This window comes from Peribacillus sp. P4_D6, from assembly GCF_056401795.1.
In genome coordinates this window covers 1-12,380 of the sequence record NZ_JBFUIQ010000112.1, presented here as the reverse complement: position 1 = coordinate 12,380, position 12,380 = coordinate 1, and the positions used below count along the sequence as shown (strand labels likewise).

Below are 12,380 nucleotides of genomic sequence, written 5' to 3'. Positions count from 1 at the left end.
GCTGTAAGCTGCCTCATTGTTTTATTTCTACATATATTTAAAAACTGCCTGTGTTGACTTTCTCTGGACGGACGACTGGTTCGGATAATTTCTTACCTTCTTCATTAAGAACATCTGCGCTGCCCTGCACTTGCACTTCAACGCTTTCAATTCCTTTCTGTTCCGTCAAGGAAAGGACCAAGGCATCAAGGACCTCTTGTGATACCTTTTTCTCTTTAAAGCTTCCAAGGATATTTTCGTTAAAATTCAGGCTGACCTTACCTTCTGCCACTTTTGGCTCGTCAAGTAAAGCTACATCACTCATGAACCCTGTTTGCAGGCTAGAACCCGAAGGACTCTTCGTTAATTCCTGAATGACTGCTGTTACATTATCAGTCACCGTTTCGCTGATCCTGCGCGTCACGGGAACATAATAAGTGTACTCCTCATCACCGCCTACATAATAAACGGTGAGTGCTTTGGTATTGGAAATGTCGACTACATCACTCGTATCGATATTGATTCCTGAAGACCTTGAGATATTTTCATCTATCGGTGTACCATTGACCGGCATTTCGGAAATATCTTCCCCATTGATTCTCATTTGGATTTTATCGACCGAGTCGAATTGTGTCAGGGTCCATGTGATGGCTTGAAGGATTTTAAGTTCATCCTCTTTCTGATAGTTTTTGAATTCCGGCGAAAAGTCCGCCACAGCCACCCCGTCTTTAATGTTCACGCTTATTTGGGTATCGGCAGGAATGACGGCCCTGAACCCATTTGGAAGTTTATCCGTGACTGGTCCGTTATTGACAAGGTAATCAAGGGCTTGTTTAGCGACAGCTTCCGATTTAGGAAGTTCCAATGTCTGTGGAACCACATACCCGCTTTTATCAATTAAATATAACTCCGTCTTCACCGTTTTCGATTCTACAGCGCCTTCTTCACCCTCAGTCGCTGGCTTTTCCTCGCCATTCGTTTCTGTTTCTTTTAATGAAGATTCATCCTCGACTAATGAAACATCCTTCGGGGGATCAATTTCCTTTTTCTCTTCACCGCCAAATAATCCGCAGCCTGAAAGCCAAAAAGAAGATGCCAGAATGGTCACAGCCATTGTTACTTTTGATTTATTGGACATAAAATCACTCCTAGGACAGTTTGTACTCCTATTTATACGAGCCCTAGGGGAAAATAGACCAATTATTTTCCCTCCGATAATGGAGCTGGGCAATTTGCCCGTATTGATGCATCTTTTTCAGCTTCATTAGGATTTGGGAGACTTCCTGAATGGAACAATCAACTCCCATCCCCAAGTATAATCTGAATGCTGGATAGGATCCTTTCATCCACCTGCAGGGAAAGCGAGTGCCTCACGTTCCAATCAACGGCCACATGTAGAAACCATAAAAAAACTGCAGACAAACTCCATTTTCATTAAGTTTGTCTGCAGTCTGAAACTTCCAAATGGAAGTCTTATAAGTGATCGATTTTAATTGTTTCGATGGTATTGGCATGAATACCGAGCCAGCTCGACGCGATGGAACCAAACATATCTCTTGAACCGGTTGTATAAAAGCGATGAACTGGACGGAGCTTGCTTTTATTGATTAATTTATAGTAATCCAAAATGACACTYGCCTCCCGGGCCGTCTCTTCTCCAGAGGAAATGACTTGTACTTTATCCCCCATATAGGAAGAGATTACAGGCCCCAGCAGTGGATAATGGGTACAGCCAAGGATCAGTGTATCGATTTTCGTTTTCTTCAACGGGTTCAAGGTTTGTGCCACGACCCGATTGACGATCCCCCCTTGAAACTCCCCGCTTTCTACGATTGGGACAAATTTCGGGCATGCTAAACTATCTACTTTCACATCGGAATTGATGGAAGCAAGTGCGTCGTCATAAGCTTTGCTTTTTACCGTACCTTCCGTACCGATAACTCCAATATGCAAGGAATCAGAAACTTTCAATGCCGCCCTTGCCCCTGGGTGTATGACACCCAACACAGGAATCGGAAGTATAGCCCTGATTTCATCCAATACAGCTGCAGTCRCTGTATTGCAAGCGATGATCAGCATTTTTATATCCTTCTTCATCAAAAATCTCGTCATTTGCCATGTGAAGGTTTGGACATCTTTTTTTGTCCTCGGCCCATATGGGCATCTTGCTGTATCACCTAAATAAATTATATTTTCATTTGGAAGCTGACGCATGACTTCTTTAGCTACTGTCAAGCCGCCTACTCCTGAATCAATGATGCCTATCGGTTGTTTCAAAAAACTCGCCTCATTTTTCTTTCATTTCTTGATGTAGTTTTACTAGAATCCCTTTGAGGGACATGATGTCAGATTCGTTAAAATTGACTAACACGCCACTCAAGTACTGCCTCCGTTTATTAATCACTTCTTCGATTATCCGTTCGCCTTCTTCAAGAAGGTGAATTCGAACCACACGCCGATCCTTTTCATCCCTGACACGCTGGACAAGCTGATGTTTCTCCATGCGGTCAATCAGGTCCGTCGTTGTACTGAAAGCGAGAAACATCTTCGTGGACAATTCGCCAATCGTCATGTCCCCTGATTCAAAAAGCCATTGCAAAGCCACGAATTGAGGAATGGTAATTTTATAATCATGGAGAATTTCTCTTCCCCTTTGCTTAAGCCATGACGATACATAGCGCAATTCCTTCTCGATATCGGCTACATATGCCGCCTGCTTCTCTTCATCCATAAACACAGCTCCCCACTTCATGAAACTTATCATACTACCATTTTGGATGAAAGTGAAATGATTTTCAAGATTGATTGACTGGAATCATAATGAAACCCCACCATAAAAATAAGCAGCATCCAAAGAAGTCAAAACAACCAAATTGTTTTGCCCTTCCTTATATGCTGCCAATGAACGGGAGAGAAATTATTTATAAGGCTTACGTATTAAGAGTTAACACATTAAAGCTTAAGTTCTCCCATACGAAGGAGTTCTATGACTGCCTGCGAACGTCCTTTAACTCCAAGCTTCTGCATCGCATTCGAAATATGGTTTCGAACTGTTTTTTCGCTAATAAACAATTCACCTGCGATTTCTTTTGTTGTTTTGTCTTGTACTAGTAACTCAAATACTTCTTTTTCTCTTTTGGTGAGTAATGGCTTATGAGTGAATTCGTTCTCCTTCAAGTAATGTTACCCTCCTTGCCTTCACCAGCATAAAACCCGGAGTGGGTGTCTATTTAGTCAAGATATAGTATGTCGGCTGGGGCAATGGAGTGACTCTTTTACTTGTCTAAATGGAAATATTTTTAGGAATGTTCCAGCACAGTATACAGCATCGAACGCTTCATGTCTTCCGTCCATGGTACCGGCTTCCCGGTGGCCTTGGACACTTGTACAATCGTCCCCCTGCCCGTTAAACAAATTGAACCATCTTGTTTAGTCCCCATATAGTGTAGGTCCACTGAAGAATTTCCGATATGGTCAGCTTTCACATGGATTGTCAATTGATCATTGAAAAACATCTGCTTAAGGTAATCACACTGTAAATTGGCAACAACCGGCATCTCACCGCATTCAGCCGAGGTCCAATCCTTCATGAACCCCATACTGTTGAAATACTCAATCCGAGCTTCCTCAAAATAAGTAAAAGGAATCGTGTTATTCAAGTGCCCAAACATATCAGTTTCCGAAAAGCGGATCTTAATCTCATGTTTAAAAGAAAAATCATTGATCCACTCCGTTATATTATCGATATATGATATTTTGCCCAACTTGTGCACACCCTTTCTGAATTGAATGACTATTCACTCATTTTATAAGAAAACAACGATAATGAAAAGGATTTTCTATTGAAAGCAGGGTAAATTATCAAGCTCACTTCACAAATCCTTCACAGTTGGCCTGGTGCCGGATTTACACTTCAACCCCAGCTATCAATCGTTTATGATTCTCTCGATTCCCAACCAAGCCTGTGTATGTAAAACAATGAAAAAAGAACCCATATCATAAGATACAGGTTCTTTCATGTTCATGATTAAACTTCATCACTGCCGAAGAAGTTACGGAATTGTTGGATCGTAGTATCACGGTTCAACGCAGCAATCGAAGTCGTTAATGGAATGCCTTTAGGGCAAGACTGCACGCAGTTTTGTGAGTTACCGCAGTTTGCAAGTCCTCCATCACCCATGATCGTATTTAAACGTTCAGCTTTGTTCATTGCACCAGTTGGATGTGCATTGAATAAACGAACTTGTGATAATGGTTGTGGCCCAATGAAGTCTGAATTGCTGTTTACGTTCGGACAAGCTTCCAAACATACACCGCAAGTCATACATTTAGATAACTCGTAAGCCCATTGACGTTTCTTTTCTGGCATACGCGGTCCTGGTCCAAGGTTGTACGTTCCATCGATTGGAATCCATGCTTTTACCTTTTTCAATGAGTCGAACATACGGCTGCGATCGACTTGCAGGTCACGAACAACAGGGAATGTACGCATTGGTGCTAGACGAACCGGCTGCTCTAATTGATCGATAAGAGCTGTACATGATTGTCTTGGTTTACCATTGATAACCATTGAACAAGCACCACATACCTCTTCAAGACAGTTCATGTCCCATGCGATTGCTGTAGTGTGCTTGCCTTGTACCGTTACTGGATTACGACGAATTTCCATTAGAGCGGAAATTACGTTCATATTCGGACGGTACGCTAATTCGAATTCCTCATCATAAGGAGCTGAATCCGGTGTATCTTGACGAGTGATTATAAAACGGACTGTTTTAGTCTCAGATTTAGTTTCAACCATTTTTTTGCTCCCCCTCTTTAGTGTTTCGTAGTGTAGTCACGTTTACGCGGTGCGATCAGTGATACATCAATATCTTCATAATGGAATTCAGGTGCTTGATCCAAGCCTTTGAATGTTGCCATAGTAGTTTTCATGAATTCCTCATCATTACGTTCTGGGAAATCAGGTTTGTAATGCGCTCCGCGGCTTTCATCACGGTTTAACGCACCAATCGTGATTACACGGGCCAATTGCATCATGTTTTGCAGCTGTCTAGTGAATGCAGCTCCTTGGTTACTCCATTTTGCCGTGTCATTGATGTTAATTTTCTTGTAACGTTCCATCAGCTCAAGAATCTTGTTATCCGTTTCTTTCAGCTTGTCATTGTAACGAACTACAGTAACATGCTGTGTCATCCACTCACCAAGTTCTTTGTGAAGGATGTACGCATTTTCGTTACCATCAAGAGACATGACTTCATTCCATTTCTCTTGTTCTTGTTTTTCGTACCCTTCATACAATGAAGAAGGAATGGATTCTGAAGTTTTAGCAAGGCCTTCAATATATTTAACGGCATTCGGTCCAGCGACTGAACCACCATAGATTGCAGAAAGAAGTGAGTTGGCACCAAGACGGTTACCGCCATGTTGTGAATAATCACACTCACCTGCAGCGAATAAACCTTTGATGTTAGTCATTTGGTCATAATCAACCCAAAGTCCGCCCATAGAATAGTGAACGGCAGGGAAAATTTTCATTGGAACTTTACGAGGATCTTCACCCATGAATTTCTCGTAGATTTCAATGATTCCGCCAAGTTTAATATCAAGTAATTTAGGATCTTTATGTGATAGATCCAGGTAAACCATGTTTTCACCATTAATGCCAAGCTTCATGTTCATACATACGTCGAAGATTTCACGAGTCGCGATATCACGAGGTACCAGATTACCATAAGCAGGGTATTTTTCTTCAAGGAAATACCAAGGTTTCCCGTCTTTATATGTCCAGATACGTCCACCTTCACCACGAGCGGATTCACTCATTAGACGAAGTTTGTCATCGCCAGGGATTGCTGTCGGGTGAATTTGAATGAACTCACCATTAGCATAATTAACACCTTGCTGATAAACGATGGAAGCTGCTGAACCTGTATTGATCATTGAGTTCGTTGATTTACCGAAAATGATTCCAGGGCCGCCGCTCGCCATGATGACTGCGTCTCCAGGGAATGATTTGATTTCCATTGAAGTCAGGTTTTGTGCTACGATACCGCGTGCTGTTTGCTCATCATCGATAACAGCTCCAAGGAATTCCCAGCCTTCATATTTCGTTACAAGGCCTTCAACTTCATAACGGCGAACCTGCTCGTCCAATGCGTAAAGTAATTGCTGACCAGTTGTTGCACCAGCGAATGCTGTACGGCTATGTTGAGTACCACCGAAACGACGGAAATCAAGAAGACCTTCCGGAGTACGGTTGAACATAACACCCATACGGTCAAACATATGAATGATGGATGGTGCTGCTTCGCACATCGCTTTAACCGGCGGTTGGTTAGCCAAGAAATCTCCGCCATAAACTGTATCGTCGAAGTGGATATATGGAGAATCCCCTTCACCTTTTGTATTTACTGCCCCGTTGATTCCGCCTTGGGCACAAACTGAGTGAGAGCGTTTAACAGGCACTAAAGAAAATAAATCAACCTGTTGTCCCAGCTCTGCTGCTTTGATCGTAGCCATTAATCCAGCTAGACCTCCACCAACGATAACTATTTTACCTTTACCCAATTCTGTCACTCCCTTATTTCCATTAGCCAAGCTATGTTTTTCCTAATTCTTATAAATGAACTCTATCTTCTTATACGAATGCGAAAATTGCGCTGATTCCGATATAAGAAAGAAGAACGAAAACGATCAATGTAAAGTAAGTCATGATTCTTTGCGATCTTGGTGAAACTGTAAGACCCCAGCTCACAGCAAATGACCATAATCCATTAGCAAAGTGGAAGATTGCCGAGATAATACCAACAATATAGAACACAATCATGAATGGATTAGAGAAAATCTCTGCCATCATGTCAAAGTTAACTTCAGCACCCATAGCTGCTTGGATTCTAGTTGCCCATATATGCCAAACAAGGAAAATCAACGTTATGATTCCAGTTAGGCGTTGTAGCATGAACATCCAGTTACGGAAGAAACTAAATCTGCCTAAATTGTTTTTTGCTGTAAAGGCAATATAGATTCCGTACACAGCATGGAAAATGAGCGGTAGATAGATGACGACCCATTCTACCAAAATCTTCACGGGCGTAAACTCAATTAAATGAACTGCCCCATTAAAAGTCTCTTCTCCTTTTGTTGCCATAAAGTTTACAGATAAATGAAAAATTAGGAATAGACCAATTGGAATTACTCCTAGAAGTGAATGAAGCCTGCGATTCCCAAACTCACGATTTTTTGCCACTAAGTGCCCCCCCTTAATTTGTGAAAAATCATGCAAAGATAAACTGGTGGCTACCTTTTATCTCCGCGTGAAAATACAGTATAGAGTCAAAAAACTCCTCTATACTTCCTTTACAATTATGTGACATGTCCATTTTACTCCTGACTTCTATGTGCGTCAAGAAAACGGATACAAGAAATCTCTTTTTCAGAATAGATTTTATTGGATTATATTGGGTATTTTTTGTTTGTCAAGATGATATTTTGAATAAATTTCTAATTTAACTATTAATATCTCGGTATAATTTCTCATTTTTTTCCAATTGCTATTTAAATAAATAAAAAACAGTATAATTTGCAAAAGAAATACGTTTATAATAGATTTACAGAAAGAGGCGATAAACTATGAAAAAAAATATTGCTGCTGCGATAGAAGAAGAGATTCAAACGGAAGAAATTCAAACTGAAGAATTCAAAGTTCCAGCTTTCGGGTACGAATTAATCAGAGAAGTTCTATTGAACGATATTCTCGGAAAAGACTCTAATCAAATCCTCTATTGGGCAGGTAAACAATTAGCAAGAAAATTCCCATTGAATGGCGATCAGGAAGTGATTGAATTTTTCCAAAGCGCTGGATGGGGCAATCTGGAAATCTTGAAGTATACGAAACACCAGATGGAATTATCCCTCACGGGTGAAATAATCAGCCGCCGCTTGGATTTACACCCTGATTGTCACTTCCAGCTTGAAGCCGGTTTCCTTGCCGAGCAGTTTTCACTGCAAAAAAAATTCCTCAGCGAATCAACGGAAGAAATCAAACGCCGCGCAAAAAAAGTGATATTCACCATCCAATGGGATCCCAGAGATCCAATCTAATGAGCCCTGAAAACAGACTTACCCTTTTTACCGGAAGTCTGTTTTTTATTGGACTCCTGACACTTAAGCTAGCACATTTGCATGCTGACCAAGTTTAAATGCTTCATGAAGGGATTCAACCGCCTTCACCATTTCCTTTTCATTGACGACGGTCGAAACTTTAATTTCCGATGTGCTGACCATTTTCACCTGGATGCCTGTATTGGCCATCACTTCAAACATTTCGGCAGCCACTCCCGGATTGGATACCATACCAGAACCGACGATGGACACTTTGGCCAATCCGCTCTCCGTTTCGACCCGGTCGAATCCCAATTGTTCTTTATTATTTTCCAGCACGATCAAGGCCGCTTCCGTATCTTCACTTTTTGTGGAAAAAGATAGATTCGTCGTATCCTCGGCAGTCATGCTTTGAATGATGATGTCCACATTGATCCGGTTTTTCGCAAGCGTCGTGAAGATCGTGGATAATGCACCAAGTGATTGGGGCAAACCATATATTGTGACCCTCGTAATACTGTCTTCAAAAGCAATGCCGCGTACAATTAAGTTTTCTTCCATAGTTGCTTCCTCCTCTATGATCGTACCTGATTCTCTCTCCATGCTTGAACGGACTTCAAGCGGAATTTGATAATTTTTTGCATATTCGACAGCCCTTGGGTGAAGGACGCCCGCCCCCAGGTTGGCAAGTTCCAGCATTTCATCGTAAGAAATGGATTGGAGTTTTCGCGCGCCTTTTATGTAGCGTGGGTCCGTTGTGAAAACACCCGTTACATCTGTATAAATATCGCATCTATCCGCATTAAGCGCTGCTGCGATGGCAACTGCCGTCGTATCGGAACCGCCTCGCCCTAAGGTAGTGATTTCCCCATTTGCATCGTTACCCTGGAAACCGGCTACGACCACTATTTTCTTTTCCTGAAGCTGGGCTTGGATCCTCGTGGCATCGATGTTTAAAATCCGGGCATTCCCATGAACGGATTCCGTTTGCATGCCAGCCTGCCAGCCGGTATACGAAATAGCTTCATGTCCTTCTTCAATCAATGCCATCGTTAACAGGGAAATCGTTACCTGTTCCCCAGTCGTCAATAGCATATCCATTTCCCTCTTGCTTGGGGATCCGGAAATATCACGCGCCATGGAAACCAATTGGTCCGTTGTTTTCCCCATAGCTGAAACAACGACGACAACCTCATTTCCTTTCTTCGCTTCCTCAATTACCCGATTGGCAACATTTTTGATTTTTTCTACGCTACCGACGGATGTTCCGCCGAATTTTTGAACGATTAATGCCATCCTCATGCACCCTCTCTACTTTTTAGGCAATAAAAAAAGCAATGAGAAATATCTCATTGCTGTGGTCACATATCTTAATACTGTAATCACAGTGAGATAGCTCTCCAGGGTATAAACCCTGACAATCCGCCATTTCTTAAATGTCGGACCAGGAGGACAAGGTATGAGTCTTGTCTTCCTTCGGCGGCGTCCCCTTTCAAAACCTTTCATGGAAGCTCATACTTCTCCAGGTTTTTACTCTTGAATTCCGCACCTCTATCAGCACTTTTAAGTTGTCTAGTTAAAAATTCCTTTTAATCATAGCATAGAGATTTATCGGTAGCAAGATTATTCTTGTAATTTTCTAACGATTCCCTCGGCTACCCCTTTTGGCATGCCAGCTTCCATGATTTCCTCGGCCGTCGCCTCTTTGATTTTCTTCAATGATCCAAAATGCCTTAATAATTGCTTCCTTCGCTTTTCCCCGACTCCTGGAATATCATCAAGCTGGGAGTGAACCGCATTTTTCCCGCGCAGCTGGCGATGAAACGTAATCGCGAACCGATGCACTTCATCCTGAATTCTTTGCAATAGGTAAAATTCCTGGCTCCTTGAATCAAGAGGTACAAGTTCAAGCGGATTTCCGATCATCAATTGCGAGGTCCTATGCTTTTCATCCTTAATGAGGCCTGAAAGTGGAATATCCAAGCCTAATTCATTTTCCAGAATATCCCGTACCGCTTCGACATGTCCCTTTCCTCCATCAATGATGATCAAGTCCGGAAGCGGCAGCCCTTCTTTCAATACTCGTGAATACCTTCTTCTGACCACTTCACGCATCGATTCATAATCATCAGGTCCCTGGACCGTCTTGATCTTATATTTTCGGTACTCTCTTTTTTCCGGCTTCCCATCAATGAATACGACTAAAGCGGAAACGGGGTCACTTCCCTGAATATTGGAGTTATCGAAAGCTTCAATTCGATGCGGGGTGTAGATACCCAGTTGTTTCCCGAGGTTTTCCACCGCATTGATCGTTCTTTCTTCATCCCTCTCAATCAAAGAGAATTTTTCCTGAAGGGCGATGGAGGCATTTTTATTCGCCAATTTAAGCATGTCTTTTTTCGCTCCCCGTTTCGGGTGAATCGTTTTGACACCAAGCAGCCCTTCGGCCATTTCGGCATCCACAGATTCAGGCAGCAAGATTTCCTTTGGTTTAAAGTGGTTCGTAATCTCGTAAAACTGACCGAGGAATGTAAGAAGTTCCTGTTCGGGTTCATCGTAGACCGGAAAAAGCGAAACATCCCTTTCTATCAATTTACCCTGCCGGACAAAAAATACCTGAACGCACATCCAGCCTTTATCATAGGCAAAGCCAAATACATCCCTGTCGATGAAATCGGTCGTCATCATTTTCTGCTTCTCCATCGTAATATCGATATGGGCAATCTTGTCACGGAACTCCTTGGCCCTCTCGAAATCGAGTTCTTCCGATGCCTCCAGCATTTTTTCAGTCAGTTCTTTTTTTATTTCAGTATGCCCGCCGTTCAAGAACCGGTTGATATCATCGACCATTTTTTTATATTCCTGTTCCTCTACATCATATACACATGGGGCCAGGCACTGACCAAGGTGATAGTAGAGACAAACGCGATCCGGTAACGTATTGCATTTTCTTAGGGGATAGATGCGGTCGAGCAATTTTTTCGTTTCGTTAGCTGCAAATGCATTCGGATAAGGACCGAAATATTTCCCTTTGTCTTTTTTGACTTTTCGCGTAATGATTAGACGCGGGTGGCGTTCCGCAGTCAGCTTGATGAAAGGATACGTCTTATCATCCTTTAGCATGACATTATATTTTGGGTCATGTTTTTTGATTAAGTTCAACTCTAAAATAAGAGCCTCGATATTGGAAGAGGTGACAATGTATTCGAAATCCTCAATCTCGTTCACGAGTCGAAATGTTTTACCATCGTGAGATCCCGTAAAATAAGAACGGACACGATTTTTCAACACTTTCGCTTTGCCTACATATATGATCGTTCCCTGACGATCTTTCATTAAATAACAACCAGGTTGATCGGGAAGAAGGGCAAGTTTATTCTTTATTTGTTGATTCATGCATTCAGCCTCCTGTTCTCCCTTTTTTACAATCATTATATATCAAGATAGCGAAAAAAGCTTCAAGTCCGCAGACTTGAAGCTTTTTTTAGCTATCTTACTATTACGCGTGTTTTGCAATAAGTTCAGCAAGTGCTTCTTTAGGTTGGAAACCAACAACCTTATCGACCACTTCACCGTCTTTAAGGACGATTAATGTCGGGATGCTCATCACACCGAATTTCCCAGCTGTTTCTTGGTTTTCATCTACATCCACTTTTACGATTTTTGCTGTATCGCCAATTTCAGTATCAAGCTCTTGAAGAACAGGAGCGATCATTTTACAAGGTCCACACCATGGAGCCCAAAAGTCTACAAGAACGACACCTTCGCTAGTATCTGTTGTGAAAGTTTGGTCAGTTGCATTTACAATAGCCATATATATTTCCTCCTCAAATTTACTCAAATAACTAAAAACAGTATACCACTGTTGCTCAAATCGATGCTAATATTTTGCTTCAGTGGTAGGATGTCCAAAAAAAAAGTAACTATGCAGGCCAAAAACCCTCCCCATTAGCGCAAACAAGGGGCAAGACATGTATCGGCTTATGCCGAATGTCTTGCCCCTCATCTGTATTATTTCTATTACGCGTTAACTTTAAGTTTTTTGAATTCTTCCGTAAGTAATGGAACGACTTCGAAAAGATCTCCGACAATTCCATAATCAGCCACATTGAATATGTTAGCTTCCGGGTCTTTATTGATGGCAACGATAACCTTGGAGTTGGACATTCCCGCTAAATGCTGGATCGCACCGGAAATTCCGCAGGCGATATAAAGGTCAGGTGTTACGACTTTACCCGTTTGCCCGATTTGTAATGAGTAATCGCAATAGTCTGCATCACATGCTCCCCGGGAAGCTC

General features: G+C 42.0%; 13 protein-coding genes and 1 riboswitch. Of the genes, 1 reads left to right on the top strand and 12 read right to left on the bottom strand.

Annotated elements, in window-relative coordinates; genetic code table 11:
* Positions 1 to 37: 37 nt before the first annotated feature.
* From AC1DVB_RS21590 to AC1DVB_RS21555, 8 genes are all read right to left on the bottom strand, one after another.
* Complete coding sequence (locus AC1DVB_RS21590; protein ID WP_034308974.1) at positions 38 to 1,117, bottom strand: GerMN domain-containing protein; 1,080 nt, start codon at positions 1,115 to 1,117, stop codon at positions 38 to 40.
* A 335-nt stretch (positions 1,118 to 1,452) separates the two neighbouring features.
* Complete coding sequence (racE, locus tag AC1DVB_RS21585) at positions 1,453 to 2,256, bottom strand: glutamate racemase (RefSeq protein WP_477590875.1); 804 nt, start codon at positions 2,254 to 2,256, stop codon at positions 1,453 to 1,455.
* A 10-nt stretch (positions 2,257 to 2,266) separates the two neighbouring features.
* Positions 2,267 to 2,710 (bottom strand): MarR family winged helix-turn-helix transcriptional regulator, encoded by a 444-nt coding sequence (locus tag AC1DVB_RS21580; protein ID WP_034308979.1) that lies wholly within the window; start codon positions 2,708 to 2,710, stop codon positions 2,267 to 2,269.
* Positions 2,711 to 2,931: 221 nt separating this feature from the next.
* Positions 2,932 to 3,156: a helix-turn-helix domain-containing protein gene (locus tag AC1DVB_RS21575; protein WP_028392149.1), complete on the bottom strand. Its 225-nt coding sequence runs from the start codon at positions 3,154 to 3,156 to the stop codon at positions 2,932 to 2,934.
* Between the two features lie 122 nt (positions 3,157 to 3,278).
* On the bottom strand, positions 3,279 to 3,743 hold the full coding sequence (locus AC1DVB_RS21570) for an acyl-CoA thioesterase (RefSeq protein WP_057276667.1): 465 nt from the start codon (positions 3,741 to 3,743) through the stop codon (positions 3,279 to 3,281).
* 263 nt (positions 3,744 to 4,006) lie between these two features.
* Positions 4,007 to 4,780, bottom strand: coding sequence for a succinate dehydrogenase iron-sulfur subunit (gene sdhB / locus AC1DVB_RS21565; RefSeq protein ID WP_034308984.1), 774 nt, complete (start codon positions 4,778 to 4,780; stop codon positions 4,007 to 4,009).
* 17 nt (positions 4,781 to 4,797) lie between these two features.
* Positions 4,798 to 6,549, bottom strand: coding sequence for a succinate dehydrogenase flavoprotein subunit (sdhA, locus tag AC1DVB_RS21560; protein ID WP_034311432.1), 1,752 nt, complete (start codon positions 6,547 to 6,549; stop codon positions 4,798 to 4,800).
* 70 nt (positions 6,550 to 6,619) lie between these two features.
* Complete coding sequence (locus AC1DVB_RS21555; RefSeq protein WP_057276668.1) at positions 6,620 to 7,228, bottom strand: succinate dehydrogenase cytochrome b558 subunit; 609 nt, start codon at positions 7,226 to 7,228, stop codon at positions 6,620 to 6,622.
* A 383-nt stretch (positions 7,229 to 7,611) separates the two neighbouring features.
* Between AC1DVB_RS21555 and AC1DVB_RS21550 the strand changes: the two genes are divergently transcribed.
* The gene (locus AC1DVB_RS21550; RefSeq protein WP_057276669.1) at positions 7,612 to 8,082 is read left to right on the top strand and encodes a YslB family protein; all 471 of its coding nucleotides are present in this window, start codon (positions 7,612 to 7,614) and stop codon (positions 8,080 to 8,082) included.
* Positions 8,083 to 8,145: 63 nt separating this feature from the next.
* Here the strand turns inward: AC1DVB_RS21550 and AC1DVB_RS21545 are convergent, their stop codons facing one another.
* The 4 genes from AC1DVB_RS21545 to AC1DVB_RS21530 form a co-directional block, all read right to left on the bottom strand.
* Positions 8,146 to 9,378: an aspartate kinase gene (locus AC1DVB_RS21545; protein ID WP_098186884.1), complete on the bottom strand. Its 1,233-nt coding sequence runs from the start codon at positions 9,376 to 9,378 to the stop codon at positions 8,146 to 8,148.
* Positions 9,379 to 9,467: 89 nt separating this feature from the next.
* A riboswitch (Lysine riboswitch) is annotated at positions 9,468 to 9,644 on the bottom strand.
* A 61-nt stretch (positions 9,645 to 9,705) separates the two neighbouring features.
* Complete coding sequence (gene uvrC / locus AC1DVB_RS21540; RefSeq protein WP_053535876.1) at positions 9,706 to 11,478, bottom strand: excinuclease ABC subunit UvrC; 1,773 nt, start codon at positions 11,476 to 11,478, stop codon at positions 9,706 to 9,708.
* Positions 11,479 to 11,581: 103 nt separating this feature from the next.
* A complete protein-coding gene (trxA, locus tag AC1DVB_RS21535; protein ID WP_328113193.1) occupies positions 11,582 to 11,902 on the bottom strand; it encodes a thioredoxin in 321 nt (106 codons plus the stop codon).
* A gap of 200 nt (positions 11,903 to 12,102) precedes the next feature.
* The coding region (locus tag AC1DVB_RS21530) for an electron transfer flavoprotein subunit alpha/FixB family protein (protein WP_477590873.1) at positions 12,103 to 12,380 on the bottom strand (278 nt) is incomplete at its 5' end.

What these genes read in the sequence shown, in the direction of transcription:
- AC1DVB_RS21590 (WP_034308974.1), bottom strand. Translation starts at nt 1,117, where the DNA reads ATGTCCAATAAATCAAAAGTAACAATGGCTGTGACCATTCTGGCATCT.
- AC1DVB_RS21580 (WP_034308979.1), bottom strand. Translation starts at nt 2,710, where the DNA reads ATGGATGAAGAGAAGCAGGCGGCATATGTAGCCGATATCGAGAAGGAA.
- sdhB (WP_034308984.1), bottom strand. Translation starts at nt 4,780, where the DNA reads ATGGTTGAAACTAAATCTGAGACTAAAACAGTCCGTTTTATAATCACT.
- AC1DVB_RS21550 (WP_057276669.1), top strand. Translation starts at nt 7,612, where the DNA reads ATGAAAAAAAATATTGCTGCTGCGATAGAAGAAGAGATTCAAACGGAA.
- AC1DVB_RS21545 (WP_098186884.1), bottom strand. Translation starts at nt 9,378, where the DNA reads ATGGCATTAATCGTTCAAAAATTCGGCGGAACATCCGTCGGTAGCGTA.
- uvrC (WP_053535876.1), bottom strand. Translation starts at nt 11,478, where the DNA reads ATGAATCAACAAATAAAGAATAAACTTGCCCTTCTTCCCGATCAACCT.